Annotated in this window: 22 protein-coding genes and 1 tRNA gene; 19 read left to right on the plus strand and 4 right to left on the minus strand. The window is 57.7% G+C overall.

Annotated elements, in window-relative coordinates:
* Positions 1–23 precede the first annotated feature (23 nt).
* Genes ABJZ52_RS02895 through ABJZ52_RS02905 form a run of 3 tightly spaced genes read right to left on the minus strand, consistent with a single transcriptional unit; the run spans position 24 to position 5,897 of the window.
* A complete protein-coding gene (locus ABJZ52_RS02895) occupies positions 24–1,775 on the minus strand; it encodes a response regulator receiver domain (protein WP_348191525.1) in 1,752 nt (583 codons plus the stop codon).
* The gene (locus ABJZ52_RS02900; protein WP_348191522.1) at positions 1,768–4,755 is read right to left on the minus strand and encodes an ATP-binding protein; all 2,988 of its coding nucleotides are present in this window, start codon (positions 4,753–4,755) and stop codon (positions 1,768–1,770) included. The genes ABJZ52_RS02895 and ABJZ52_RS02900 overlap by 8 nt, the downstream gene beginning before the upstream one ends.
* Positions 4,752–5,897 carry a DNA cytosine methyltransferase gene (locus ABJZ52_RS02905; protein ID WP_348191520.1) on the minus strand — a complete coding sequence of 382 codons (1,146 nt, stop codon included), beginning with the start codon at positions 5,895–5,897 and terminating at the stop codon, positions 4,752–4,754. The genes ABJZ52_RS02900 and ABJZ52_RS02905 overlap by 4 nt, the downstream gene beginning before the upstream one ends.
* Positions 5,898–6,324: 427 nt before the next feature.
* On the opposite strand from ABJZ52_RS02905, the gene ABJZ52_RS02910 reads away from it, so the two are divergent.
* From ABJZ52_RS02910 to ABJZ52_RS02995, 18 genes are all read left to right on the plus strand, one after another.
* Entirely contained in the window at positions 6,325–7,380 is a 1,056-nt protein-coding gene (locus tag ABJZ52_RS02910) for a phage protease (protein ID WP_348191517.1), read from the plus strand.
* Positions 7,380–7,790, plus strand: coding sequence for a hypothetical protein (locus tag ABJZ52_RS02915; RefSeq protein WP_348191514.1), 411 nt, complete (start codon positions 7,380–7,382; stop codon positions 7,788–7,790). Before ABJZ52_RS02910 ends, ABJZ52_RS02915 begins: the two co-directional genes overlap by 1 nt.
* Before the next feature lie 131 nt (positions 7,791–7,921).
* Positions 7,922–8,818 carry a Mu-like prophage major head subunit gpT family protein gene (locus ABJZ52_RS02920; RefSeq protein ID WP_348191511.1) on the plus strand — a complete coding sequence of 299 codons (897 nt, stop codon included), beginning with the start codon at positions 7,922–7,924 and terminating at the stop codon, positions 8,816–8,818.
* A 127-nt stretch (positions 8,819–8,945) separates the two neighbouring features.
* On the plus strand, positions 8,946–9,257 hold the full coding sequence (locus ABJZ52_RS02925) for an HI1506-related protein (RefSeq protein WP_348191508.1): 312 nt from the start codon (positions 8,946–8,948) through the stop codon (positions 9,255–9,257).
* Between the two features lie 110 nt (positions 9,258–9,367).
* Positions 9,368–9,799: a DUF1320 domain-containing protein gene (locus tag ABJZ52_RS02930; RefSeq protein WP_348191505.1), complete on the plus strand. Its 432-nt coding sequence runs from the start codon at positions 9,368–9,370 to the stop codon at positions 9,797–9,799.
* 12 nt (positions 9,800–9,811) lie between these two features.
* Complete coding sequence (locus ABJZ52_RS02935) at positions 9,812–10,429, plus strand: phage virion morphogenesis protein (RefSeq protein WP_348191503.1); 618 nt, start codon at positions 9,812–9,814, stop codon at positions 10,427–10,429.
* Positions 10,426–10,854: a hypothetical protein gene (locus tag ABJZ52_RS02940; protein WP_348191500.1), complete on the plus strand. Its 429-nt coding sequence runs from the start codon at positions 10,426–10,428 to the stop codon at positions 10,852–10,854. The genes ABJZ52_RS02935 and ABJZ52_RS02940 overlap by 4 nt, the downstream gene beginning before the upstream one ends.
* Positions 10,851–11,060: a hypothetical protein gene (locus tag ABJZ52_RS02945; RefSeq protein ID WP_348191497.1), complete on the plus strand. Its 210-nt coding sequence runs from the start codon at positions 10,851–10,853 to the stop codon at positions 11,058–11,060. Before ABJZ52_RS02940 ends, ABJZ52_RS02945 begins: the two co-directional genes overlap by 4 nt.
* A 6-nt stretch (positions 11,061–11,066) precedes the next feature.
* Positions 11,067–11,987: a phage tail tube protein gene (locus tag ABJZ52_RS02950; RefSeq protein ID WP_348191494.1), complete on the plus strand. Its 921-nt coding sequence runs from the start codon at positions 11,067–11,069 to the stop codon at positions 11,985–11,987.
* A gap of 276 nt (positions 11,988–12,263) precedes the next feature.
* A complete protein-coding gene (locus ABJZ52_RS02955; protein ID WP_348191492.1) occupies positions 12,264–12,626 on the plus strand; it encodes a hypothetical protein in 363 nt (120 codons plus the stop codon).
* Positions 12,626–12,997, plus strand: coding sequence for a DUF1799 domain-containing protein (locus ABJZ52_RS02960; protein ID WP_348191490.1), 372 nt, complete (start codon positions 12,626–12,628; stop codon positions 12,995–12,997). The genes ABJZ52_RS02955 and ABJZ52_RS02960 overlap by 1 nt, the downstream gene beginning before the upstream one ends.
* Positions 12,994–15,231 carry a phage tail length tape measure family protein gene (locus ABJZ52_RS02965; protein WP_348191487.1) on the plus strand — a complete coding sequence of 746 codons (2,238 nt, stop codon included), beginning with the start codon at positions 12,994–12,996 and terminating at the stop codon, positions 15,229–15,231. The genes ABJZ52_RS02960 and ABJZ52_RS02965 overlap by 4 nt, the downstream gene beginning before the upstream one ends.
* Positions 15,231–15,857 (plus strand): DUF2460 domain-containing protein, encoded by a 627-nt coding sequence (locus ABJZ52_RS02970; RefSeq protein ID WP_348208144.1) that lies wholly within the window; start codon positions 15,231–15,233, stop codon positions 15,855–15,857. The genes ABJZ52_RS02965 and ABJZ52_RS02970 overlap by 1 nt, the downstream gene beginning before the upstream one ends.
* Complete coding sequence (locus ABJZ52_RS02975; RefSeq protein ID WP_348208145.1) at positions 15,854–16,738, plus strand: DUF2163 domain-containing protein; 885 nt, start codon at positions 15,854–15,856, stop codon at positions 16,736–16,738. Before ABJZ52_RS02970 ends, ABJZ52_RS02975 begins: the two co-directional genes overlap by 4 nt.
* Positions 16,735–17,187 carry an NlpC/P60 family protein gene (locus tag ABJZ52_RS02980; protein WP_348189132.1) on the plus strand — a complete coding sequence of 151 codons (453 nt, stop codon included), beginning with the start codon at positions 16,735–16,737 and terminating at the stop codon, positions 17,185–17,187. Before ABJZ52_RS02975 ends, ABJZ52_RS02980 begins: the two co-directional genes overlap by 4 nt.
* Positions 17,187–21,152, plus strand: a complete 3,966-nt coding sequence (locus ABJZ52_RS02985) for a glycoside hydrolase/phage tail family protein (RefSeq protein WP_348189134.1) — start codon at positions 17,187–17,189, stop codon at positions 21,150–21,152. The genes ABJZ52_RS02980 and ABJZ52_RS02985 overlap by 1 nt, the downstream gene beginning before the upstream one ends.
* Positions 21,149–21,874, plus strand: coding sequence for a DUF2793 domain-containing protein (locus ABJZ52_RS02990; protein ID WP_348189136.1), 726 nt, complete (start codon positions 21,149–21,151; stop codon positions 21,872–21,874). The genes ABJZ52_RS02985 and ABJZ52_RS02990 overlap by 4 nt, the downstream gene beginning before the upstream one ends.
* Before the next feature lie 270 nt (positions 21,875–22,144).
* Positions 22,145–23,755 carry a reverse transcriptase domain-containing protein gene (locus ABJZ52_RS02995; RefSeq protein ID WP_348189138.1) on the plus strand — a complete coding sequence of 537 codons (1,611 nt, stop codon included), beginning with the start codon at positions 22,145–22,147 and terminating at the stop codon, positions 23,753–23,755.
* A 426-nt stretch (positions 23,756–24,181) separates the two neighbouring features.
* Here the strand turns inward: ABJZ52_RS02995 and ABJZ52_RS03000 are convergent.
* Positions 24,182–24,258, minus strand: a tRNA-Ile gene (locus ABJZ52_RS03000).
* Between the two features lie 313 nt (positions 24,259–24,571).
* Between ABJZ52_RS03000 and ABJZ52_RS03005 the strand changes: the two genes are divergently transcribed.
* A complete protein-coding gene (locus ABJZ52_RS03005) occupies positions 24,572–25,699 on the plus strand; it encodes an AI-2E family transporter (protein ID WP_348189140.1) in 1,128 nt (375 codons plus the stop codon).
* The last annotated feature ends 20 nt before the right edge of the window (positions 25,700–25,719 follow it).

Below are 25,719 nucleotides of genomic sequence, written 5' to 3' on the forward strand. Positions count from 1 at the left end.
TCTATAGCACTGAGTTAGACGCTTCACTCGCCTGCGAAGTCCAATCCAATTCTGGTGACCGCCCCCCCAAGACGCTGAACCAAATTTTGCGCATATTCGTATCTCAGCTGATAACGAACCTCAGCAGGATGGCTGACCATGCAAAGTTCTTTAGATTTCTGGTCAACTTCGGAACGGGACACCGTGAATTTGAAATCTTCATGAAATATGCCCTTGTTGTCGGCGTAAAACACTTCTGTTTCCGGCATAGCGTCCGGGCTCGCTACAATCGAGAACACATATACATCATCTACAGAGCTAAGGAATATGAACCGATTACTCTGAACGCTTTTGGGGAGTTTATTTGGTTTTTCTGAGTGTAGCTTGATCGCGCTGAATCTCAGTCTGTCACCATGCAACTCAATGTTATTTTTGGAAATCTGAGCTGGGACGGTGTCACACAATGGCGATACGCAAATCCACGTCTCCCCCGCGGCTTCGAATACATGGCCTGTTTGTATATGCCACCCACCAACGTCTTCGCTGCAAACCAAGGCATTGTGCAATAGCTGAGCTTTCTTAAGTTGTGCGGTGTTGGCAAGATTAACTTGGTAGTGCTTTTCCACAATAGAAATGTTATCGGCTTCCATCTCGCACCTCTGAGATTCAACTAGCCTCTCGGCAAAAGTTCGAACTCCAGGAAGGACTTCAGAAACCATGGACTCAATGTGCCGCCTGACCGCTCGATCTATGGTAGACTTGCGCTCGACTTCTCCAGAAAGCAGAAGTTCTTTGAACCAAAGAGCGGACGAATGATTGTCAGCAAGGGCCCGGTCTTGCATTTCAACCCCTTGGTTCTCAATATCGGCAGACATTTTGGCCAGCAATAGCCGTGATGGCCTCGGCTTCCAGTCAGCCAATGCGGCTCGCAGGGCATCCAGTAGAGGCTTCTTCGCCTGCTTGTCTGAAAACGTGATAAAGCCTCGATCAGATCGAATCCACTTCACTTCGCCCGCGTCACGGAAGCTAGACACCCCACAGTTCGCATCGCTCAGACGATCAGCAATTTTTCTCTGGTAGTTAAGCACCCCTGACATCGCCATATCGAGCCAATATTTCTTATGCAGCTTTGTATCGGAAAAAACTTTGGTCAGAGCTGCAAACTCCGACCGCCCAGACATAACGAGCCGGATGTTTTTGCAGTCCTGAACTACTGAAGAATACTGCCGAAACCCCACTGCTTTATCCAATTTATCCTCAAAATCATCAGGTATGTCAGTATTGTCGAATGCTTCTTCAACCTTGGCCTGAGCTTCTTCAGTCAGCGCTGGCAAACGGTTTTTCTCGAGTAGCCCGACCAAAAAATTCTCAAATACCACGTCTAGATTTTTGTTGGTGTTGACGATGATCAGGTTGAAGTGTTCGCTAGCAAATAGTTTCCGGGCGATCCGAAGGGAGCGGGTGTGATCTTCGGCGTTTTCGGGATCTAGTTGGTAGTCCAAGACCAAAAGATCAGTCTGATGAAGATGTGCGGCGCCCTCAACTTCGTCGTCGTCAGTAAGGTTCTGAGCGTCGTGTATATCGAGGATATATTTCTTCTCTTTGGAGCGAAACTCGCTGACTACATCCATCGCCTGTTGAGGATTTTTAACCCAGTCTTTTTGCCTCTCAGCTTTGCCTTCGTGTGCGGAAGTCAGTACTTCTTCGATTGTCGGATAGTCGTCATCAACAATTACAACGGAGCGTATCGGTTCAATAAATGCATCTTCAATAAAGCTTTCGAACGCCTCAGTCATTTGTGAACTCAGCTCCGTTTAACTCAATAATGAAATTTGCGCCTTTGAGCAGCTGGCCGCTAGCATCTTGAGCATATGAAATTGAATGCCCGCCTGAAACCAAGTTGGCTTTAGCGAGGTAGAGCCCCACGCCTCTGCCTCCTTGGATTTTCCTTGTAAAGAAAAGCTTGAAGAGGCTTTCGACGTCTTCAGCCGCAACACCCGGGCCGCTATCCGCCACAACGATCTTTTTAGACTTAACGTCAAACAAAATTGCACGTTCTTCATCGCTGCTGGTTCCTACCCAGTAGATGCTGTTGTTCACCAAGTTGATGAAAACCGGCAGTAACCTCGAAGGCTGATCGAACACTCTGAAACTAAGAAAGGTCTCAGAGACCTTCAGTTCGATCTGGTTCTTCCTTAAGCTCGGCGCGAAGAAGTCTTGGATATAATCTCGTATCTCAGCACCCGTAATCCAACGCTCGATCTTGATGCCAGACAGTCTGAGCGGAGAAAGAAAGCGGAGCTGATCGGTCAATCCTTCATAGCCAAGCGTTATATCTTTGACAGCCTTCGTTTCCGAGAGTTCGGAAGGAAGAGACCGCAGGCCAGAAGCAATGATGTCATCGAAGTCCTGCAGGTCGTGCCCGGTTATTTCTACTGCTATGCCGAGTTGCGCCAGACTGTTTAACCGATCAAGCTCGACTCGTGCTTCAGCGAGTTCTTCCATGCCTCGAGTTGCTAGATGTTCGAGATCAATGCTCTCTTTGAGCCCCTCAAGGGCACGGACGTAAGGCTCGAAAATGTCCTTATTTTCTTCTGAAATATCGCGATCTATCTTAGTCAGTTTTGCGGACGCAGATGGGAAAGTCTCTCGTTCGGCCTTAAACAACTGCAGCACTGCCTCGGCTTCGTTTTTGAAAAGAGCTTTTCGTTGATCGGAAAGTTCTGTGATCCTCTTGAATTCTTCAGTCTGCAGTGAGCGAACAAGCTTTTGCCAATGGTTCACACGAGCCGATATTCGGTTTCGCGATTTTTCCACCTGACTTTCCAGAACCGACAGTGGATCGGAAGGTCGGAACCTCTCGACCTCCTCATCGACAGCTTTGGAAACACTTGCATAAAGCTCTCGAGCACGAGCCGCCTGAGAACGATACTCAGAATAGTTTTCCTTCTGGCGAGGCGATATCGACCGAGGTGCACCAGGAATTGTCGCTGACGGGAGCTGTTCCCGGAAGGAGGAGATGAGTTCCTGCTTCTCCGAAACATCAGCATCACTTGTGATAGTCAAATTTTGCGCAGCGTCCTCAAGCCGTCTCACTAGACTTGGGAGAATCTCAAGGCCATCTTTCAGGTTTCGCGCGAACGTCCTTTTGTTCTTTGCCCTTAGTTTTTGACGATTTTCCGCATCGCGTTCCTGCTTCTTATTTTCTTTTACTTCAGGTAGCAGCTCTTTTCTGATCGGTGCGTCAGTACCAAAATACTTTCGGGCCGACTGCATGAGAAGATTGACCACAACATCTCGAAGAGCTTTTGCCGCCCGGTTGTCGATGACACCTTCCCGGCCGGCCTTATCTTTAAGGTTCGGATTGCCAAACCGAGTAATTCCGATTCGGCCAAACATTTGACGATGATTCCAGAATTCGCGACCCGCGTGCCTTGATCTACGATCATCAATCTCAAAGAAGTCGTTGTCGCTACGGCCATACGGCAGCACACGTAAGCCATCTCTAAAAATCATGAAGCCAGCGTAGAGTTCAGCTATTTCTCTGAATCTGTCATGCTCCGCCTTATCGTGGGTCGACTTCATATAGTCGAACTCCATCGCGGAAATGAAAAGCTCGAAGCTGCCCAGTCTGGTATCCACTCTGGTCGGAATTTGTACATCAGGGGCTGGGCGTATTTTTACCTCATCCGGAAGCCATTTCCCCCAAGCCTTTATGCGTCCGCGGAACACTCCTTCAGTATCCACATCGCCAACGATGCAGTGCTCCAACTTTAAAACATCGCGGCGAGAGATGCCGATTTCTGGACCAACAATCGTCTTCGAAATCTCATCCTTCCAGGTTCGCACTTGGTAGGAAAAATCTGCGAAATAATCGGGAAGATCCCCGTCGTCTGGATCTACGAAGGGATCTAGGAAACTCGCCAGAGTTTCCCTGAAATTCTTGCGAGTTCGAGCAACCGTCTGCGTAAAGGGGGGGGATAGAAGCTGAGACCGCAAATCGTAGTTGATACCCGAAACCAAAAGAGCGGTACCGCTATCGGAATCTCCTTGAGCGACTACCCACCCGGATAGGTGCTTCAAGGAGAAATTTAGCTCCCGGATGCTCTCGACTATCGACTTCGAAGTCACACCGCCAGCTCGTTCTGGTAGATTGTCGAAATCCTCCCAAGCCTTTGTAATTCTGCGCGCATTTTCTCTCTGCATGGTATCAGACTCGTTCGAGTCTGGCGTGCGGTGCGGGGCAATGTTCTGGACAAGCTCGTCAACCATACTTGGAAGGCGCTCAAATGCTTGTTCGAGATCGGTAACTTCAATGGTCGGAAAAAAAATATCAGCTAGGTTGAGGTAGGGGTTCTCGAACAATCGCCAGTCAAGCAGCGAGACGACGAAATCTTCACCAGAGCGTTTAGAGACCAGTAGCAGTATGGGCCCAAGGTTGGCGCAAGAGAGCCTGCCAATTCCCTTCTGACCTTGCTTAACTCTTTCCTGCAGCCCCTTTCGATCAGACTTTGGTACTGGGTCCGCCGTTGCCTTGGACTCAGTTCCAATGACCAGCCAGCGATCTTGAAATTCGGTCAAACTCATTCCGTGGCCGTTGTCTGAAACCACAGCCACCGGAGATTTTTCGTCGAAAAGGTCCAGAGCAACGTCTGTCGCATATGCATCAAACGCGTTTTTCCACAGTTCTGAAATCGCGGTTGGGCAATCAGCAACCTGCTCGCGGCCCAAATGGTCGATCGTCCTGGCTCTAGTCTTAAAACCAGAACGCTTCATAATTTTTGCTCTTCGAGAATCGGTAAGTATGGAGATTCCACCAAAGGAACAACCATTTTAATTATATGATATATTAATGCTTCTGCCATCTTCACTGGAACTGCATTGCCAATCTGTTTCCCAGCCGCAGTCAAGCCGCCTTCGAATACAAAACTGTCCGGAAATGTTTGGAGACGCGCCGCTTGGCGCACAGTGATCCCATGGTGCTCAGTCGGGTGAACAAATCGGCCTTTCGAAGGGTTTATGCATGCGGTCGTCATTGTGGGAGCCGGTAGCCGCGAGTCTATTCGGCCATAAACGTCTTTGTGACCATCATGGTACTTATGACAGGGAAGGGTTCTGCCAGAGTCTCGTCTTGAGCCGCCATTTGGAGGCGTGTTCTTGAACGCTTTAATTAGTTCTTCGTTGTGCCTCATGTGCAGGTCGTTGCGGTCACCCAAAGGAGCTGGCAAGAAAGCATCTTGGCAGGAAACCCACTTTTTCGTCCGGCCATCCCCTGTTTCTGAATGGGTTGGTGTTGGCGGCCAACTCACATCTTTTGGCTGTCTGCCGTCGCGGACACCCAGTATAAACACTCGCTTTCGTCGTTGCGGCACGCCGAAATCTCGAGCGTCGAGGGTTGATGGTGCAAAAACAGTGTACCCCTCATCCGCCGCTAGTTGATAGAATTTATCTAGGTAATCCCTGTGCCTGGGCCAGAGTAACCCCGGCACATTTTCCATAAGGAAAGCCCTCGGACGAAGAACCCGTACGAAGTCGAAGTATCGATAAATCAACGTGTTTCGAGGATCGTTCCGACCTGCATCATTAATTCGATGTGTGGAAAACCCCTGGCAAGGCGGCCCTCCCAAAAGAATGTCGCATTGTGAATTATTCGGAAAATGCTTCTCGGCAAGGGCATTTGCATCCAGCCGCACAATGTCGTCGGTGTAGAGCCTTGTGCGATCTTTCTCACAAAGGTTCTGCCGATAGGTGGCAGCGGCAAACTTGTCGAACTCCACCGCAAAGATGACCTGAGCACCCGCGTACTTTGCACCTAGAGAAAAGCCACCAGCTCCGGAAAATAGGTCTACAACGTTAGGCGCTCGAGCTGTTGGTTTTGCGGCTAGTACTCGTTCTGAATTAAACTGCTCTAACCTCATCAAGACCTGTCTCTTTAGTTAATCCCATCGACTCACCCCTGAAAGATGTACACTTGTTTGCGGTTATCTGGAACGGATAATGATCCTCCTGGTCTGGAACAACCGCCTGAAAAGCGGATGGGGCACTGAGCTCGGTCGCATCGAGCGCTTCACTTTTCACGGTTCGATACAAACCAATAGGAGCAGTATCTTTAGGCTAGAGACGAACGTAGGCTAGCGAAACCATGAGCTGCTTGTTTAACGACAATCGCTGAGGGCCTTTTTCATTTCGACATGCCAGTTTGCCTACGCTGGGGTCAATATCCGATCTCAACTTGATTTGTGCCCCTGTCTCAGTTGCAACGAATGACCGCATTTAGCCCCATCCTGAACATCCCCCACCCCAGGGGAATGCAACCCTCCCGCCTTGGTTGCAATGGTTACACCCATGGTAACCACCGTCAACTGTCCCCGTTCTGACACATCCCTGATCGCCGCCAGCGATGCCGTGGCCGTGTCTCCATACGCGACGGCCTGGATCAAGCTGCTGCCCGCTGGCACGTTTTCCTGCCGGGACGGCCGTGGCCCGTTTCATGCGGGTGACAGTGCAGCCCTCCAGCTCGTCCTTTCCCAAACGAAGACCCTGCTCGCTGCCACCGAGATGATGGTCGACTATGACCACCAGAGCATCTTCGGCGCAGTCGAAGGTGTTGGCGGGACCGCCAAAGCTGCCGGCTGGATCAAGGGTTTCGAGGTCCGGGACGATGGCATTTATGGTCAGGTCCAGTGGACCGAGACGGCCAGCGCCGCGATCAGGGCGCGCGAATACCGTTACATCTCCCCGCTGTTCACCATCGAGAAGACCACCGGCAAAGTCATGGCCCTGCGCAATGTGGCCCTGGTCAACATGCCGGCGCTGGACCTTGAGGCGATTGCCGCCCGCTTTTCTCATTCCAATATTCAGGACATCCCCATGGAACAGATTGCCCTTGCGCTCGGCCTGGCCGGGACTGCCAGCGAGGCTGAGATCCTTGCCGCCATTGCAGCAACCCAGCAGAGCCATACGGCAATTGCAGCTGCTGCCGGTCTGGAGCCCACGGCCTCAAGCGATGACATCGCCGCAGCGATCAAAGTGGCCACCGAGACATCGACACCCGACCCAGCCCGATACGTCCCCATCGACCAGGTCACCGCCATGCAGGCCGACCTCAAGGCACTCAGAGAAGAGCATGACAGCGACAAGGCCGGGCAGCTGGTCGCAGCCGCGATCGAGGCAGGCAAACTGTCCCCGGCGCTGAAGGACTGGGGCATGGAGCTGTGCCTGACAGATCCGGCCAAGTTTGCGACCTTCACCGCCTCGGCTCCCACCCTCACAGGCCCGCAGCTGGGCTCAGCAAAAAAAGACAGTGGCGATCCGGCCCTGGATGACAGCGACCTGCAGATCGCAGCCCAGATGGGTCTTTCCGCAGACGCCATGATCGCATCGAAGAAGGAGCTTGGCTGATGAGCGCTCTCAGCACAGATCGCAACACAAGGCAACGCTCCGGCGACCGTCGCGAGTTCCCGGTCGCCGCCTCCGCGGTGATCTACGCCGGAGCCCTGGTGGCTCTGAACGCCAGCCGACATGCCGTGCCCATGGCGACCTCCACCACTCTGCTGGCCGTCGGCCGCTGTGAAGGCCGGATGGACAATTCTGGCGGCGCTGATGGTGACCTCAACGTGCGCGTCGGTGTCGGCATCTACCGCTTCGCCAATTCGGCCGCAGCCGACGAGATCACCACCAGTGACATCGGCAAGACCTGCTACGGGGTCGACGATCAGACCGTGGCACTCACTGATGGCACCGGCACGCGCTCGGCTGCGGGAACCATCTTCGACGTCGACGCCCAGGGCGTCTGGGTCGACTTCCGTTAGAGCAAGCGAGGCCCCGGATCAGGTCCGGGGCGGCACCAAGAAAGCTCCGCCGTCCCGGCCTTGAGCCGGGACTTGCCGACGATGAGATGAGAGGCGGGCCCTCCCGCACCAACAAACGGAGTTCATGAGAGATGGACATCAACAGCCAAACGCTGCAGTCGGCCTATATCGGCTTCAACGCATCTTTCCAGCGCGGCCTCACCGAGGCCACCTCCATGTATGGCAGCGTGGCGACCACTGTCACCTCGACGACCCGCGAAAACGAATATGGCTGGCTGGGCAAGTTCCCCCGGTTCCGCGAATGGGTCGGCGACCGTGTGATCGCCTCCCTGCAAAAGCACGGCTATTCGATCCGCAACAAATCCTACGAGAACACCATCGAGGTGGACCGGGACGATTTCGACGACGACAATCTGGGGATCTATGCGCCGGTCTTCACACAGCTGGGCATGTCGGCAACGACATTCCCGGACGAGCTGGTCTGGCCGATGTTGCCGGCCGGCTTCTCCACCCCCTGCTACGACGGCCAGTATTATTTCGACACGGATCACCCCGTGCTGGATGCCAATGGCGATGTCACTTCGGTCGCCAACACGGACGGCGGCTCGGGCACGCCCTGGTATCTGATCGATGCCAGCCAGGCGCTGAAGCCGATCATCTACCAGGAACGCAAGGCCTTCGGGAACCTGGTGCGCAAGGACCGGGAAGACGACGACAACGTCTTCATGAAGAAGCAGTTCCTGTATGGCCTCGATGGCCGGGCGAACGTCGGCTACGGCTTCTGGCAGATGGCCTGGGGCTCCAAGCAGACACTGGATGCTGCCCATTATGAGGCGGCGCGTATCGCCCTGCACAGCCTGAAGGGCGACTACGGCAAGCCGCTCAACATCAAGCCCCGGCTTTTGATCGTACCACCCTCGCTGGAAGGCACTGCCCGGAAGCTGGTCGGCAACCAGCTGACCACGGGCGGGGAAACCAACCAATGGTATGGCACCGCCGACGTGATGGTCGTGCCCTGGCTGGCTTGAGTTTGAATTGATTTGTCCTCACGGGCGCGGCCCTCCGGACGGGGCACGGCACAAGCCGTGGCGGCCAGTCGGCCTTGCGGCGCTAGCGCCGATTTCCCGCATTTATATCTTCCAGGAGACCACGGCCATGTCCGATGAAACGAATGTCCCGGCGACAACGGCGGCAACAGGTGCCCCATCGACCAAAACGCCTGAACCGGCTGCCAAACCCGCCGCCAAAAAGACAGAGAAATCCACAAAGCCAAAAGTCGCTCAGGCTTCCAAGCCTGAGCCAACGGCCAAGATGGTCCTGCGGATCACAGCCAAGCCGTGGACCGGGTTCCGCCGCTGCGGTGTTCATCATCCCGCAGAACCAATCGACTATCCGGCTGACGCCTTTGACGCGCAACAGATCGCGATCCTGAAGGATGATCCCAGCCTGGTGGTCGAAGAGCTTTAGGCGCTAGTCGCGCAAGGAGTGCCTTCGGCAGCTGATGCGCTGGATCCCGGATCTCGCGATGCGGCTTTGCCGCACACGGTCCGGGATGACGAAAGAGAGTTTTGAGACTGATGGCCTATGCCACGCAACAGGATCTGATTGACCGGTTCGGTGAAGAAGAGCTGATCCAGCTCACGGACCGGACCAACCTACCCGCCTCGACGATCGATGCGGATGTGGTCATGGCGGCGCTCAGTGACGCAGAAGCCCTGGCGGACAGTTATCTCGCCAAACGGTACCAGCTACCGCTCGATCCGGTTCCCGACGTTCTGACCCGGACCGTCGCCGATATCGCACGTTATTTTCTGCATGGACGCAGAACAGACAAGGACGATCCTGTCACGAGAGATTACGGACAGGCGCTTGCCTGGCTGAAGGATGTGGCGAATGGCCTCGTTGAACTCGGTGCCGCCGGGATTGCTCCAGACCAGAGCGGTGACGGCCAGGTCCAGGTGTCTGGACCGGGCCGGGTCTTCTCCCGCGACAATCTTTCCGGGTTTTGAGGGGGCGACCAGATGACCGGTGTTCGAAGCAACCTCACGATCGAAGACGAGCGCGTCAACGCGGCCCTCACCCATGTGGCTCAGGCAGGTGGCGATACATCCGCGCTGATGGCGGAGATCTCCGGCGCCATGCTGTTTTCCGTCCATCGCCGGTTCGAGACCGAGACTGCTCCAAACGGCACGCCTTGGGCCAGGCACGCGCCTCGGACGGCGAAAGCCAGACTGAAACGATCGCGCAAGAATGCGGCAGGCACACAACTGGGCACGCCCAAAATCCTGCGCGACAGCAATCGCCTTTATTCCTCGATCATCAGCGAGGCGAGTTCCGACGAGGCGGCGGTTGGGACGAACCTGGTCTATGCCGCCATTCATCAGGCTGGCGGAACGGTCACCCAATATCCCCAGTCGCGGATGGTGCGGTTCCGCAAAGTGGGACGTCAAACGCGCTTTGCCAAAAAGGCGCACAAGCGGGCCTATGACCGGCCTGTCACCTATGGCGCGCGGACCATCGTCATCCCGGCGCGGCCTTACCTCGGATTTTCCGACACCGACCAGACCGAGATCCTTGCGATCACCGAGGCGCACTTTGAGGCCACCATCAGTGATGTGGATCGGGGGCACGCGCCATGAGCCTGGTTCCAGAGATTATCGCCCGTTTGAAGCCTGTTGAAACACCCTTCAAAGCCGTGTCAGGCGCCGCTGATTTCGCCCTTGTCGAGAAGCGCCGGCTCGGATCCCCCGCTGCCTTCGTCATGGTGGCCGAGGAGGTCGCAGGCGACAACGAGCGGATCAACGGCACAGTTTTGCAGCGGTTGGAGACCGATGTCGCCGTTGTCATCGTTGCCGACAACGTCAGCGATGCGCGCGGGGGCGCGACCGCCGACGACATCGAAGATCTCAAGAGTTTCGTGCGGACGCAGCTGATCGGCTTTGAGCCAGAAGCAGCTGAAGAGCCCCTCACCCACATCTCCGGCAAGTTGCTTAAAGCGCGCGGCGGCACGGTCTGGTTCGAGGACCTCTATGCCGCCGCGTCCTATCTGGAGGAACAGCCATGACATACGAGCCGCGAACCGGCGGTCGGTACATCCGCGATCCCAAGACCGGGAAACGTGTGAGGGAAAAGGAAACGGCGCCGAAGGAACCGCAAGGCCGACCGGCCGTCGCACCTGATGGTGCGCCTGCTTCGGAGGAGCATTCCAGTTTTGTTCAGCCAAAGAGGCAGAACGGGGCGAAAGCGCGAACCGACCGCGAGAAGGGATAAATAAGCATGCGCAAGTTCAAGAAGCTCGCCTGTCTCGCGAAGATCGAGACGGTCTATGGCACGGACAGCGTTCCCCTTGCCGCCAATGCAATCCAGCTGTCGGATGTGACGCTGACACCGCTGGCTGGCGAGGACGTCTCCCGGGATCTGCTGTTGCCCCATCTGGGTCACCAGGGCATCGAGCTGACCGGCAATTACATGCAGCTGGAGTTCGCGGTGGAATGTGCAGGCGCGGGCGTTGCCGGGGACGTGCCTGGCTATGGGGTTCTGCTGCGGGCCTGCGGTCTGTCCGAGACCATCGATCCGGGTGTGTCGGTGGTCTATGAACCGGTGTCGGACGGCGAGGAAGCGGTCTCGATCTATTACCACCACGACGGTGTGCGCCATGTTGCTCTCGGGTGCCGCGGAACCTTTCTGGTGGAGTTCGCACCGCGCCAGATCCCGCGTTTCAGGTTCAACATCATGGGACTGCTCGGCACGGTCACCGATCAGGCGCTTCCTGCGGCAGATCTGTCAGCCTTCCAGAAGCCGGTGCCTGTCTCCAAGGCCGCAACGAGCCTGTCACTCCATGGGGCCGACAGGATTGCGGAGAGCATTTCCATCGATCTCGGCGTCCAGGTCGAGCCCCGCTTTTTGATCGGCGATGAACGCATGCAGCTGACCGATCGGCAGAGCACTGGAACCGCGGTGGTCGAGGCAAAGTCCATGGCGACGATCAACTGGTTCGACGTGGCAACGGCCAAGACACTGGATGCGCTTCAGGTGGTTCATGGAACAACGGCCGGTCACATCGTTCAACTGGATGCGCCGAAGGTGCAGATCGGGCGGCCAAGCCAAGGCCAGAGCCAGAACATTCTCAACTATTCCCTGCCGCTGATGTTCGTGCCCGACGCGGGCGACGACGAGCTGGTCATCACCGTGAAGTAGGAGGTACATACCAATGCCCGGATACAGGGACGCATTTGATGGTGCCAAATCGGCGACCCGGCAAGGCGCACCGCGCGGCGCGGCCTGGTTGGCCGGGCAAGCGGGGCAACGCGGACCGGGGCGGCGATTTGGCCCACCGCAGGCCGCGCTTTCGCGCCCGCCGGACTGTGTCGGCGCACTCGACCGATGCCCCGCATCGCCCTTCGCGCGCCTCCGAGCCGGCAGACGCGCCAAGCGCGGTCAAATCCATTCCTCTATCCGGGCATTGGTATGATCATGCAATTTCGCCTTTCGGACACATACGCCTTCTGGTGGCCGGTGACGGTCAGGATGCCGGATCCGGACAAGCCCGGGAAGGTTCTGGACCAGAGTTTTGAAGCCCAATTCCTGATGATCGGCAGCGAGCGTCTTGCCGCTCTTGATGGCGAAGGCGGTGATCAACACGCCGTCCTGAAGGAGGTCTGGACGGACTGGCGCGGCGTTGAGGATGAGAACGGATCCGAAGCCGAGTTCTCGGATGAGACCCGCGATCGCTGTCTCGATTATGCCCATGTGCGGCTGGCGCTTTACACCGCTTACCTCGAAGCCAGCAGTGGCCGTGCTGCTCAAAACACTCAGGCACCAAAGGTAAAAAACTGATGGCGGCCGCGCGGGCCTGGGCCTTCGCCCGACGCGGCCTCATTGATCCTGAAGTGTCCCTGCAGCTGGATCGCGAGACGGCCTCAGACTTTGAGGCTCTGGGCGTCGCCGTTCCTGTCGCACAGGTTTCAGAAGCGGAGTGCTTTGATGTCTGGCGCTGCAACTGGCGCAGCGTGACCGCTTTTCTGTCCCTGGAGACCCAGTGGCGGGTCGCTGCCGGGCCGGCTGGGTTTGCCTTTCTGGGACTGGATTACACAGCAGCCAAAGCCTCGCTCTGCGGCCGCAGCCGGCGCGCTTGGCAGAACCTGTTGGCGGATCTCCAGATCATGGAGCGTGCGGCCCTGCCGATCCTGAACGGGGAGCACCCATGACGCTTCAACTCAAGATGCTCGCCAGCCTCGATGCCAGTGGCGTCGAACGTGGCGCGCGCGAAGCGCAAAACCATCTGCGGCTTGTCGGCAGCGAGGCAACGAAGACCGGTGCACGCCTTTCTCAGGCGCTCGATGCGCAGTTCGGAATTGGCGGTGCACCAGCTGCGGACCGGGCGCGCGACATCGAGGCCTATGGCGCGCAGCTGGATGATCTGCGAGCCAGGTTCAATCCTCTGTTTGCCCTGCAACGCCGTTATGAGGCGGGCGTCAAGGAGATCGCGGCCGCCCATAAGGTTGGTGCAATCAGTGCCAAGGAAGCAGCAAACGCGACAGCGCAGGCAACCGGCATCTACAAGGCGCAACGGGCAGCGCTAGCAGGTTCATCTCAGGTCCTGAGTAAGTTCGGATCCTCCACCAAGCTGGCAGCCCATGAGCTCAACATCCTTGGCCAGCAGTTCGCCGATGCGGGTGTCCAGATTGCGTCTGGCCAGTCGCTCTTTACCGCCATCCTGCAACAGGGAAGCCAGGTCCAGTTCCTGCTGGGATCCAAAGGCGCCAATACGATCGGCGGGTCGCTCGGCATTCTCAAACAAGGCCTGATCGGTTTTCTGAACCCGATCAATCTTGCGCTGGTCGGACTGGCTGGTGGCGCCGCTGCCGCCTCAGCGCTTTATCAGGCAGTCGCCAACGACGACACGGCCGAGGACGCTCTGGAGAACCAGAACGAACTGATCCGGCAGATGGCGGAACGCTACGAGGATGTAAAGGCAGCTCTTGATCAGCTCGACCGCTCGCCGACGCTGACCAACATTGCCCTTGATACGGATGATCTGGAGCAGCAGCGCGATCTCCTCCAATCCCTGATCAGCGAGATCGAGGAGAGTGTTCAAAAGAGCCTGCGCCTCGAAGCCAATGCACTGACGGCCCTGGCCGAGCCACTGACCCAGGACGCAGCCCTGTTTCGCGCCTTCCAGGATGAGCTCCGGGCAACAGCCGGGGAGTTCATCAACGCAGAGGCAGGTGCCGATCAGCTCATTGCCCGGCTGATCGAACTCTCCAGGACTGCACCGGACACAGAGAGCGAACAGGCGATCCGTGAGATCATCAAGGAGGCAAGGCAAGCCGACACCGGCTTGTTCGATCTGGTCAAGCGGCTGAACGAGGTGGAAGCCTCCCTGCGCGGTGTGGATGCTGCCGCAAGTGCCCTCGGGTCGATCTCGACAGCGGCCAATAGTCGGGTCGGATCGGCCTTCGGGATCTTTGAGGAAGAGGCAGCAAGAAAACGGCTGGCGGCTCAACTCAGACCAAGGGCACCAAAGAAATCGGAATCCGATCGCCGGGTCGAGCGAACGCAGGACCTGTTGCGCAGCCAGGATGAGCAACTGGCGCGGCTGCGGCTGGAGACCCGTTTGATTGGCAGCACGGATGCCGCCCGTGCCAAAGCTCTCGCAACACTCGAAGCAGACATCCAGATCCGCGACCTTGGCATCAACGCGCTTGGCACAGAGGCCGAAGCCATTCGAGCCAATGCGCTGGCGATTGCTGACAGCACCGACACGCTGGAGCAGAACCAACAGGCCTGGGACACGGTTCGCTCAGCCGGGACCGGTGCGATCGACACGCTGGTGGATCGACTGGCAAGCGGTGACCTTTCCGGTGCCATCCAAGCAATCACCTCTGATCTTTCCCAGATGGTCTTGATGCTGGGCGCAGCTAATCCGCTGAAGAATGCGCTCTTCGGCAGCAACCTTCCGACCCTGTCGTCTGCCGGCGGACTGCTGTCTGGCCTTTTGGGTGGTTCAGGTGGGAAAGGCGTTTCCGGCGCAGTTTCCGCGGCAACCTTGGGTCTCTACGACATCGGCGGGGCAACGCCTGCCGGCAACGACAATGACATCGCCGGGTTTGTCCATAAGAACGAATATGTCTTCGATGCGAAGTCGACGCGGGCCATCGGTGTTCCCGTTCTTGAGGCCATGCGCAAGGGTTCTCTTAGGGGCTATCAGTCGGGCGGTCTGGTCGCCACGGAGCCGATGAGCCTGCCTGGATTTGCGGACCCAGCAGGGGCAGCAAGAGCGCAAGGCACTGGCTTGTCGTTTCGGGGCCAGGGCGAGGATCGCAGCGGCAATGTCACCATCAACATCACCACTCCGGACGCCCAGAGTTTTCGAGCCGCCCGCACCCAGATCGCCGGTGAGTTCGCCCGTCTGACAGCCAGAGGGCAGCGGGGGCTCTGATGGCAGACTTCGACGAAGTTCAGTTTCCTGTCATCGTGGCGCGCGGGGCAAGCGGCGGCCCCGAACGACGCACAGAGATTGTCGAGCTGGCCTCGGGCCGTGAGGAGCGCAACACGCCCTGGGCCGACAGCCGGCGCAGCTATGATGTTGGCTCCGGCATTCGGAGCGCCGATGATCTGGCGGATGTGACCGCCTTCTTCGAGGCGCGGTCCAGCCGGCTGCGGGGCTTCCGCTTCAAGGACTGGTCGGACTTCAAGTCGTGCAAACCGTCTCAAGCGATCTCCAATGAAGATCAGTTCCTCGGGGCAGCTGATGGCGTGACCGTCAGTTTCCAGCTGGTGAAGGCCTATAGCTCGGGCGGTCGCACCTGGACGCGGGAGATCTCCAAACCGGTGGCAGGATCTGTCGTGGTGGCGGTGGGCGGTGTTTCTCAAGGGGCCGGCTGGTCGGTCGATACCACCACCGGGCTGGTCACATTCGACGTCGCCCCGGCCTCCGGCAATGTCACGGCCGGTTTTGAGTTCGACGTGCCCTGCCGCTTCGACACGGATCAACTGCAGACCACCTTGCGCATTCATCGCCTCGGCGAGATCCGCGCCATTCCGATCGTCGAGGTGAAGATATGAAGACGGTTCCAGCAAGTATGCAGGCCGCATTAGATGGCCGGGCCACAACACATGCCAGATGCTGGAAGGTGGAACGGCGCGATGGCACGCTGTTCGGTTTCACCGATCACGACCGGGCCCTGACCATCGCGGGCCTGAGTTACGAGGCCGCGACCGGCTTCACGGCCACATCCATCGAGTCCAGCCTTGGCCTGGCGGTCGATAATCTCGATGTCGAGGGCGCACTGTCGTCGTCCTCGATCACCGAAGACGACATCGCTCGCGGGCTCTGGGATGACGCAACGATCGAGGTCTGGCTCGTAGACTGGACAGACACCGACAACCGGCTGCTCCTGCGCAAAGGCAACATTGGCGAGATCTCCAGAGGCCCGACCGCCTTCATGGCCGAACTGCGCGGGTTGGCGCACCGGCTTGGCCAGACAACAGGCCGTCAGTTCGACCGGACCTGCTCCTGGGAGCTGGGGGACGGCCACTGCAAACTCGCCTTGGCCGGTTGGGTCTCGGCTGGCGCGGTTGTGACGGCCTTTGATTTCCGCAGCTTCACTGCCTCCGGCCTGGAGGGCAAAGACGACGGGTTGTTCCAGCGCGGGCTTGTGACCTGGACCAGCGGTGCAAACAGCGGTCTTCAAATGGAGGTTAAACGGCATTCCAATACCGATGGAACGGTGACCCTCGAGCTGGTGCTACCCATGGCCGATGCCATTGAGACCGGAGATGACTTCAGCATCCAGGCCGGTTGCGACAAGACCTGGGCCACCTGCCAGGCCCGCTTTGCCAATGGCGCCAACTTTGGCGGCTTTCCCCATATGCCCGGCAACGAGATCGTCATTGGCTATGCAGACAAGGACGATCTGAACGACGGCGGGAGCCTGTTCACATGAGCAATCTGCTCCGCAGCCAGATTGTTACCGCTGCCCAAAGCTGGGTCGGCACGCCTTACGTCCATCAGGCAGCAACGAAGGGTGCAGGCTGCGATTGTCTGGGCCTTGTACGAGGTGTCTGGCGCGAGGTCATGGGAACAGAACCAGAGACACCTCCACCCTATACACGGGACTGGGCCGAACGGTCAGGACGGGAGACCTTGAAGGAGGCCGCATCCCGGCACATGGAGGCGGTGCCGGTCGATCAGGCAGGTCCTGGTGACGTCTTGCTGTTCGCCTTCAAGGCGGGCCTACCCGCCAAACACTGCGTCATCCTGACCACGGTGATCGACGATCCGGCGGCCCGCATCATCCATGCCCATGAGCACCTGCCGGTGGCTGAGGTCGCGCTGGTGCCGGGATGGCGGCGCAAGATCCGCTTTGCCTTCCGCTTTCCGGGAGCGACCTGATGGCAACGCTTGTCCTTGGCGCAGCTGCGACGGCTTTTTCCGGGGCGATCGGTGCGGGCTCTTTTACCTCGGCTTTGATCTCCGGGGCTGCCACTGTTGCCGGAGCCTATGCGGACAATCTTTTGGCATCAGCCCTGTCACCGACACAGCGCCAGTCCGTGGAAGGCCCGAAGATCTCGGATCTGCGCCTTCAGACGTCGACCGAAGGAGCCGCGCTTCCGGACGTCTTTGGCCGGGTGCGGATTGCCGGCCAGGTGATCTGGGCGACACGGCTCAGGATGGAAGTCTCCACCTCAACAGAGACAGTTGGTGGCAAGGGGCTGGGCGGCGGCCAGAAGGTCAGCACCACCACCTATCAGTATTTTGCCAATTTCGCGGTCGGTCTCTCCGAAGGACCGATCATCGGCATTGGGCGGGTCTGGGCCGATGGCAAGCTGCTGGACCTGACCGGGATCACCTACCGCGTCCATGTCGGATCGGAGGATCAGCAGCCGGACCCGCTGATCGAGACCAAGGAAGGCAGCGCGCCGGCCTATCGCGGCACGGCCTATGTGGTCTTCGAGGATCTCAGCCTGGAAGCGTTCGGCAACCGCATTCCGCAGCTCGAGTTCGAGGTCTTCAGACGGGTCGGCCAATCCGTCGAAGACGAGATCCAGGGCATGGTGGTGATCCCGGGCGCGGGCGAATGGGTCTATGCCACGGAACCCGTCCGGAAAACCTCGGAAGACACCGAAGGCACGACCACACCTGAGAATGTCAACAATCAGATCGGCGGCACGGATTGGTCGGTGGCGATCGATGATCTGGAACGGACCTGTCCGAACGCCAAATCGGTTCTGCTGGTGGTGGCCTGGTTCGGCACGGACCTGAGGTGCGGCTCTTGCCAGATTCGGCCTGGTGTCGAATTCGGCGACGAGAAGACCAACGAGCCCCTGAGCTGGTCCGTCCATGGCGAGACAAGAGACACGGCCTATGTGGTCTCGCGAGACGCAGGCGATGACGACCGGCCAGCCTATGGCGGCACACCGTCGGACCAGTCGGTGGTTCAGGCCATCCGTGACTTGAGAGCACGCGGCATCGACGTGGTGCTTTATCCGTTCATCCTGATGGATATTCCAGATGGCAACGGCTTGCCGGACCCCTATGGCGAAGCCGAACAGGCCGTTCTGCCCTGGCGCGGGCGCATCACCTGCCATCCGGCGCCCGGCCAGCCGGGCACCGTCGACAAGACAGCAGCAGCTGGAACCCAGGTCGATGCGCTGTTCGGATCTGTCGCCACGAACCAGATCAGTGTCTCCATCAATGCGGACACGGGCGCGGTCAGCACTTCCTACAGCGGACCGTCTGAATGGTCGCTCAGGCGCATGGTCTTGCACTATGCCAGGCTCTGTGCGGCACTGAATGCGGAAGAGGCTGGAACCGTCAGCGGCTTTGTCATGGCCTCGGAACTGCGCGGCCTGACGACGATCCGCAGTTCGGCCAGTTCGTTCCCGGCGTTGGATCAGTTGGTGACACTGGCAAGTGACTGCCGATCGGTGTTGGGCGGTTCCGTGGCGCTGACCTATGCGGCCGACTGGTCGGAATACCGCGGCTTTGAGGCGGGCGATGGCACAGGCGATTTTTATTTCCACCTGGATCCGCTCTGGGCCAGCTCTGACATCGATGCGGTCGCGATCGACAACTACATGAAGCTCTCCGACTGGAGGGATGGCACCACGCATCTGGACGCATTGGACGGCTGGTCCTCGATCCATGATCCGGAGTACCTCAAGAGCAATGTCGAGGGCGGTGAGGACTACGACTGGTTTTATGCCAGCGAAGCCGATCGGACAGCACAGATCAGGACGCCCATCACCGATGGACCAGATTCAAGTGAAGATGGCAAGCCGTGGGTCTATCGGGCCAAGGACTTCCGGAACTGGTGGTTGAACCAGCATTATGACCGGCCGGGCGGTGTCGAAAGCGGCTTACCAACATCCTGGGTGCCACAATCCAAGCCGATCTGGTTCACCGAATATGGCTTTCCCTCGGTCGACAACGCCACCAACCAGCCGAATGTCTTTGTCGATCCAAAGTCCTCGGAAAGCGCCTGGCCGTATTTCTCCAACCGCCAGAGATCGGACGCAATCCAGCGGCGGGGCATAGAGACGGTGCTGCGCTACTGGGATCCGGAGGAAGGCAACAACCCGGTCTCCGGCATCTATGGCGACCGCATGCTGGATCTCTCCCGGTCGTTCCTCTGGACCTGGGATGCGCGGCCTTATCCGGCCTGGCCATATCAATCTGAGGTCTGGGGCGACGGCGACAACTGGCCGCTTGGCCATTGGGTCCAGGGCAAGTTCGGCGCAGTCGATCTGGCTGAGCTGGTCGCTTATATCTGTGCTTCTGTCGGTTTTACGGACATCGACGTCTCGCAGCTTCAAGGCGTCGTCACCGGCTGGCAAAGGGCGTCGATCACGACACCGCGGGCCCAGCTGCAGACCCTGGCTCAACTTTACCGGTTTGACGCGGTCGAGAGCGAAGGCCTGATCCGCTTTGTGCCGCGCGGCAGCGCGACAAAGGCAACCATCATTGAACAGGATCTGGCGACGCCGGATCGCAAACTTGCTGACTGGTCGATGACGCGCGCCCAGGAGACCGACCTGCCGGTCCGGGCGTCGCTGTCTTACTTCGACGCGGAGAGCGACTACCGCCAGACCAGCTCCAATGCCGGACGGCTGACCGGGTCATCAGAGCGGATCGAAAGCGTGTCCGCGCCTGCCGTGATCGAGACGGCGGAAGCTGAAGGCATGGTCGAGGCGTGGCTGCTGGAGCGGTGGGTCGGACGGGAACAGGCGAGCTTTGCCTTGCCGCCGTCGATGATCCGCCTGGATCCGACCGACACGGTGGCACTTGAGGCCGGTGGCAGGTCAAGGGATCTGCGCTTGTCTCGGATCATCGATGCGGGCGCAAGGCAATGTGAAGCCGTCGCCGTCGAACGCTCGATCTATTCCATCCAGCGCGGTACATCGCGGCCAGTGTCGCCCGGTACCGTGCCGAGCTATGGGCCAGCCGTGCTGGAGGTTCTGGATCTGCCGATGATCGAAGAGACGCAGGTCGAGCACCGGCCCTGGTTGGCGGCGACGGCCAGCCCATGGGCAGGTGTTCGGGTACTCGAGGGAAGCCGCTCCGTAGGCAGTGTGATTGCGCCGGCAACACTTGGAGTGACGACAACGGATTTCCATTCCGGGACCAGCTTCCGCTTCGACCGGGCGAACCATGTCACCGTCAAGCTGGCCTATGGAACACTGGCATCAAGGTCCGAGGACGAGCTTCTTGAAGGAACAGACAACGCCCTGGCGATCCGGAATGCAGATGGCGACTGGGAGATCCTGCAGTTCGCCACCGCCGATCTGGTCGCGGCTCAGACCTGGCAGCTGTCCGGTCTCCTACGCGGACGGCGTGGCACTGAGCATGCCATGCGGGATCCGGTCGCAGCTGGCGCGCGCGTGGTTCTGCTCGACGGAGCACTGACCCAGGCCGATGTGCCTCTGTCTGATCGGGGTATTGCGCGCACCTGGAGCTATGGACCAGCCCCTGCGGCCTCGACGGACAGCAGTTTTAAAGACCGTTCAAACACGTTTGAAGCGATGGCTCTGAAGCCCTTTGCACCGGTGCATGTGCGTGGAACCCGGAACCTTGCCGGGGATCTGGCGATCGGCTGGATCAGGCGGTCCCGGCACAACGGCGGCTGGATGGATGGCACTGATGTGCCGCTGGTCGAGGCGAGCGAGCTTTATGACCTGGAGATCCTTGATGGCGGTGAGATCGTCCGGACGGTCTCTGGCCTGACATCGCCAGCACACAGCTACACGGCAGCAGACCAGATCGCCGACTTCGGATCGGCTCAGACATCCATCCACATCCGTGTCTTCCAGATCTCGGACACGATCGGACGCGGCATTCCAGCGGAGGCAATCCTATGAGCAGCACGGCACGACTTGGGTTTCCATTCATCGCGGCCAGTCAGGCGCAGAAGGAAGTCACCCACAATGAGGCGTTGGCCAGGCTTGATGCCCTGGCGCATCTGGTGATCCTTGATCGGGACTTGAGTGCACCACCGGCAGCCACAGACGGCGACAGTTATCTGGTTCCGACAGGTGGCAGTGGAGACTGGGCTGGGCAGGACGGCCAAATCGCGAGCTATGCGGACGGGGCCTGGGCGTTCTATGCGCCAGTGCTCGGGATGCTCGCCTATGTCGCCGACGAGGGGACGCTGGCGGTCTACACGGCGACGGGCTGGAAAGACTATGGCGCGTTGCTGTCGGAGGTGGCGACAGTGTCACGGACTGCATCGGGGGCTGAGAGCCGGATCGGGACGGTGGAGGAAGAGCTGACCGGCTTGTCGGGAGCCAGCGTCGACACGTCGATCGTCATTCCAAACCGGGCGATCGTCTTTGGCGTCTCAACCCGGACAACGACGACCATTACAGGAGCGACCTCCTACGACTGCGGGATATCGGGTGAGACATCCAAGTTCGGCGGATCGCTCGGGATTGCGGCAGGCTCCACCAATGCCGGGGTGATTGGGCCGCAGGCGTTCTATTCGGATACGGCGGTCAGGCTGACGGCCAATGGCGGGAGTTTTTCTGGCGGGGCGGTGAAGGTGGTGTTGCACTATTTTCTGCCGGTGGTGCCGCAGGAGTAAGATGGTCAGTTTCGGCCCAAAGTTGCCATTAGCGACGGTCAAATTCGCCGGGCCAGAAGCGCTCATAAAATGGGCGGTGTGAACTCAGCAATCCACTGTTTTGTATGCTATTTGAAGTTGAATTTTCTAACCGTTTGCTCCACCGTAAATGCTCGAGGTCTCCCCTCGCAAACGCGCTGTAGTAACTGCGGCGTAAGAGCAAAGGTCTACACAAGAATCGTGCGCCCCAACTGAATTATGCGCAACTGGGGTGATTGGAGGGGAGGCCTCGTGCCAAACGTCTTTTATCTTTTCGGCGGCACGAGCCGAATAAAAATCCCAAATGAGCTAACCAGCAAAATCGAACTACTCAATTACCTTGGTGTCACTCCAGCAGAACTCAAAAAAATTTGGTGGTTTCGCGGGCGCATGTACTCGCACTTCGAGATCTCAAAGAAAACCGGGAAAAGCCGGATAATCAGCGCCCCAGATTATCGTCTAAAGATGCTGCAGCAAAAGATTGCTCGTAGTCTATCCAAGATATACAAACCTCGAAATCCGGTACATGGCTTTATTCCAGATCGGTCCGTAAGGACGAACGCCGAATCGCATCTGCGCCGTCGTTTCATCCTCAATGTTGACATTAAAACCTTCTTTCCGATGATCACGGAGGCGAGGGTACAAGGACTTCTCGATAGTATTGGTATTGATCCGGACGTAGCCGCGATAGTGGCTCGAATTTGCTCTAATAACGGTTACTTGCCGCAAGGAGCTCCGTCTAGCCCTGTGATCTCCAATATGATCTGCTTCCGGCTCGACAAATCACTGATGAGTTTTTCGAAAGAGCATAGACTGCTCTACACGCGATACGCTGACGATGTAACGCTTTCGTGCTTTCAGCCACCAGTCGCGTTGTTTGATGGAACCCGCCCATCTCCGGGTAAGCTTGCGCTTGAACAGTTGAGCGCTGAGCTGCGAACTCTGTTTCAAAACAATGGGTTTGAGCTTAACCCAGAGAAAATCCATTACTCGGACAAGAACTCTCGAAGGATGGTTACAGGACTCAAGGTCAATGAGGGCCTGAACGTAGACAGGAGGTATGTCAGGAACATCCGAGCCGCCTTGTACAAAGTGGAACGCTTCGGCGTTGCTGCGACCCAAGTCGAGTTGGCAACGCGTTTTGGAAAGTCATGTACAATTCAAGCACATCTCCGAGGGAAGATCTCCTGGGTTGGCTTTGTAAAAGGCCAAGCCGACCCAGTTTTTAGAGGACTGGCCAAGCGATACAATACATGCTTTCCGTTGAATCTGATTAAAGTGCATCCTACCCAAACAGAAATTTTGGGTCGGTCGGTGTGGGTACTGGAGACCGAGAAGGATACAGGAACTGCGTTCTTCCTAAAGGGCGTTGGTCTCGTTACTGCAGCTCATTGTGTGATTGGCGCATCAAATATTAAAATCTTTCATCCATTGAAGACAGCTAACACGTTCAATGCGAAAATCATACAACTCTGCAAGGATCGGGATTTGGCGCTTCTTAGCCATTCAATCCCCTCGACAGACTATTTTGAACTCGAAGCGTTCAGTGGTTCACCCACCACGGGAGCAAATACTCTCGCGGCTGGGTTTCCGTCTTACGGGCCGGGTGATCAGCTCAATATTAGACCGGGGAGCATAAGCTCCTTGACGGTCAAGCATGCGGTTCCTCTGATCGAGGTCACCCAAATGCTAAGCCAAGGGATGTCTGGCGGTCCATTGTTGGCGGAAAATCACTCTGTTTTGGGTGTCATACATAAAGGTGGGCCGGTTGCTTATGTCACGAAAGATGGCAAGGCACCCGCGCAACGGCAGCTTGCAGTACAGTTATCCGAATTAAAAAAATGGATTTCGACATTTCCATAACTGAAACCCGCACCGCACCTCTCTCTTAGACTAGCTTTTGCACCAGCTATTAAACCAGCCACAGGCGTCCGCTCCCCGCCCATCTCGGCCTTCAATCAGGCTATCGCAATAAGCCAAGGTAGGAAATGGGCCGACCGATCTATGCAGCTTTCGGCCAGGCTGTGGGGCATGCGCGGTAATTTCCGAACGGCGCATAAGCCGTTATAAATGGCGATTTAACTGGGTTTGAAGGGTCTTCGAACGCTGTTCGAAAAACGCAGCCACATCGGCCCAGATGCCTGAAAATGGGTGGTAAAAGGCTGATTTCACCGCCCAGCGCCGTTAAAACCACCCCCAAAAGTGAAAATTCCAGTTCGCCGTGTTAAACATTCCAGTTTTGCGTGGCGAGCTACAGCGAGCTACAAAAATTAACATTTTTGGGGAAAATGGTGGGCCCGGAGGGACTCGAACCCCCAACCAATCCGTTATGAGCGGACGGCTCTAACCAGTTGAGCTACAGGCCCTGTCGACGGACTGACATGTGGCAGCAACCTGCAACAAATTCAGCAACCAGACACCTGCTAACTACACCAAAGCCTCTTTGCGCCGCAAGCGCTTTGGCGGTTGTCCGATGGCCTCCTTTGGAAAACCTTCTGTTTCAGCGAAACAAAGCGCTAAACGGTCTGAAAATTGTCTATGATGACCGGCCGCGATGGCACCAGTTCACCATGTCTTGTGGCCGCAATAGACCATCAGGCAGTTGCCGGTCACTTTCCAATCCGCACCGAAACGTGTAGCGATGAAAGCCATCAAGGCCATGGACCCAAAGGGAACATCATGCGGTCATCGCTGCTCAGCATAACATTGAGCCTCATCTTGGTTTGCCTTGTCGGCTGGCTGCTGGTCACAGGCCGGGCACTGCTCCTGCCTCTGGCCATCGCCCTGATCGTTTGGTACCTGATCAATGCCCTGTCTCACGGGTTTCAGCTTGTTCCCTTCGGTGGCTGGCGCCTGCCGGGCTGGATTGCGTTTCCGCTCTCTCTGGTCACGATCTTTCTGACGTCGACCCTCATCCTGGACATGGTTGCTGAAAACCTGACACAGCTTGCACGAGATGCTCCGGCCTATCAGGTGCGGCTCGAGGAGGTCTTCAATCAGTTCACCGCTCTGATCAAACTCAACGACCCCCTGGAGCTGCAGGATTTCCTGCCGGATGCCATCTTGCCGAAACTGGTCACCGCAGGCGCCGGCTTCATCACCACGATCGCCGGATCGGCCTCGCTGGTGTTCATCTATGTGCTGTTTCTCCTGCTCGAGCAGTCGACGTTCGACCACAAGTTTGAAAAATTGTTTGCCACCCCGGCAAGAGCGCGCGCGGCCTTTGCCCTGCGCGAAGAGATCAACCGGTCGATCCTGCATTATTTCGGCATCAAGACCGCCGTCAGTATAGCGACCGGTCTTCTCACCAGCCTGATCCTTTGGGCCATGGGGCTGCCATATGCGGCGCTCTTCGGATTCATTGCCTTTCTATTGAACTACATTCCGACTATTGGCTCGCTCGTCAGCGTGGTTTTCCCGGCCCTTCTGTCACTTGTTTTCTTCGACACGCTGGGTCCCTTCATTCTCATCGTCGCCGGACTTGGGGCGATCCAGTTTTCGATCGGCAACCTCATCGAACCGAGGCTTATGGGGTCAAGCCTGAACCTTTCCGGCCTGGTTATCATGATTTCGTTGGCCTTCTGGGGGGCGATCTGGGGTGTGGTGGGGATGGTCCTGTGCGTCCCGCTAACCGTGGTGATCCTGATCGTCTGTGCGAAATTCGAGCGGTCGCGCCCGATTGCCGTCCTTCTGTCCGCCAACGGCGACATTGGAGTGTTTCCGGAAACGGCCGAAAGCAGTGAACGTGCCCGCGGACCTGAACCGGAGATGAACCGAAACGCCTTTGCCGCGCCGCAATCGGACTGAAAGATAGGCACGTTAACGAC

Origin of the sequence: Roseibium sp. (assembly GCF_039982295.1) — a bacterium.
Classification (GTDB): domain Bacteria; phylum Pseudomonadota; class Alphaproteobacteria; order Rhizobiales; family Stappiaceae; genus Roseibium.

Bases quoted from the DNA above. Each gene is read 5' to 3' on its own strand.
- ABJZ52_RS02895 (WP_348191525.1), bottom strand. From the start codon at position 1,775: ATGACTGAGGCGTTCGAAAGCTTTATTGAAGATGCATTTATTGAACCG.
- ABJZ52_RS02900 (WP_348191522.1), bottom strand. From the start codon at position 4,755: ATGAAGCGTTCTGGTTTTAAGACTAGAGCCAGGACGATCGACCATTTG.
- ABJZ52_RS02905 (WP_348191520.1), bottom strand. From the start codon at position 5,897: ATGAGGTTAGAGCAGTTTAATTCAGAACGAGTACTAGCCGCAAAACCA.
- ABJZ52_RS02910 (WP_348191517.1), top strand. From the start codon at position 6,325: ATGGTAACCACCGTCAACTGTCCCCGTTCTGACACATCCCTGATCGCC.
- ABJZ52_RS02915 (WP_348191514.1), top strand. From the start codon at position 7,380: ATGAGCGCTCTCAGCACAGATCGCAACACAAGGCAACGCTCCGGCGAC.
- ABJZ52_RS02920 (WP_348191511.1), top strand. From the start codon at position 7,922: ATGGACATCAACAGCCAAACGCTGCAGTCGGCCTATATCGGCTTCAAC.
- ABJZ52_RS02925 (WP_348191508.1), top strand. From the start codon at position 8,946: ATGTCCGATGAAACGAATGTCCCGGCGACAACGGCGGCAACAGGTGCC.
- ABJZ52_RS02930 (WP_348191505.1), top strand. From the start codon at position 9,368: ATGGCCTATGCCACGCAACAGGATCTGATTGACCGGTTCGGTGAAGAA.
- ABJZ52_RS02935 (WP_348191503.1), top strand. From the start codon at position 9,812: ATGACCGGTGTTCGAAGCAACCTCACGATCGAAGACGAGCGCGTCAAC.
- ABJZ52_RS02940 (WP_348191500.1), top strand. From the start codon at position 10,426: ATGAGCCTGGTTCCAGAGATTATCGCCCGTTTGAAGCCTGTTGAAACA.
- ABJZ52_RS02945 (WP_348191497.1), top strand. From the start codon at position 10,851: ATGACATACGAGCCGCGAACCGGCGGTCGGTACATCCGCGATCCCAAG.
- ABJZ52_RS02950 (WP_348191494.1), top strand. From the start codon at position 11,067: ATGCGCAAGTTCAAGAAGCTCGCCTGTCTCGCGAAGATCGAGACGGTC.
- ABJZ52_RS02955 (WP_348191492.1), top strand. From the start codon at position 12,264: ATGCAATTTCGCCTTTCGGACACATACGCCTTCTGGTGGCCGGTGACG.
- ABJZ52_RS02960 (WP_348191490.1), top strand. From the start codon at position 12,626: ATGGCGGCCGCGCGGGCCTGGGCCTTCGCCCGACGCGGCCTCATTGAT.
- ABJZ52_RS02965 (WP_348191487.1), top strand. From the start codon at position 12,994: ATGACGCTTCAACTCAAGATGCTCGCCAGCCTCGATGCCAGTGGCGTC.
- ABJZ52_RS02970 (WP_348208144.1), top strand. From the start codon at position 15,231: ATGGCAGACTTCGACGAAGTTCAGTTTCCTGTCATCGTGGCGCGCGGG.
- ABJZ52_RS02975 (WP_348208145.1), top strand. From the start codon at position 15,854: ATGAAGACGGTTCCAGCAAGTATGCAGGCCGCATTAGATGGCCGGGCC.
- ABJZ52_RS02980 (WP_348189132.1), top strand. From the start codon at position 16,735: ATGAGCAATCTGCTCCGCAGCCAGATTGTTACCGCTGCCCAAAGCTGG.
- ABJZ52_RS02985 (WP_348189134.1), top strand. From the start codon at position 17,187: ATGGCAACGCTTGTCCTTGGCGCAGCTGCGACGGCTTTTTCCGGGGCG.
- ABJZ52_RS02990 (WP_348189136.1), top strand. From the start codon at position 21,149: ATGAGCAGCACGGCACGACTTGGGTTTCCATTCATCGCGGCCAGTCAG.
- ABJZ52_RS03005 (WP_348189140.1), top strand. From the start codon at position 24,572: ATGCGGTCATCGCTGCTCAGCATAACATTGAGCCTCATCTTGGTTTGC.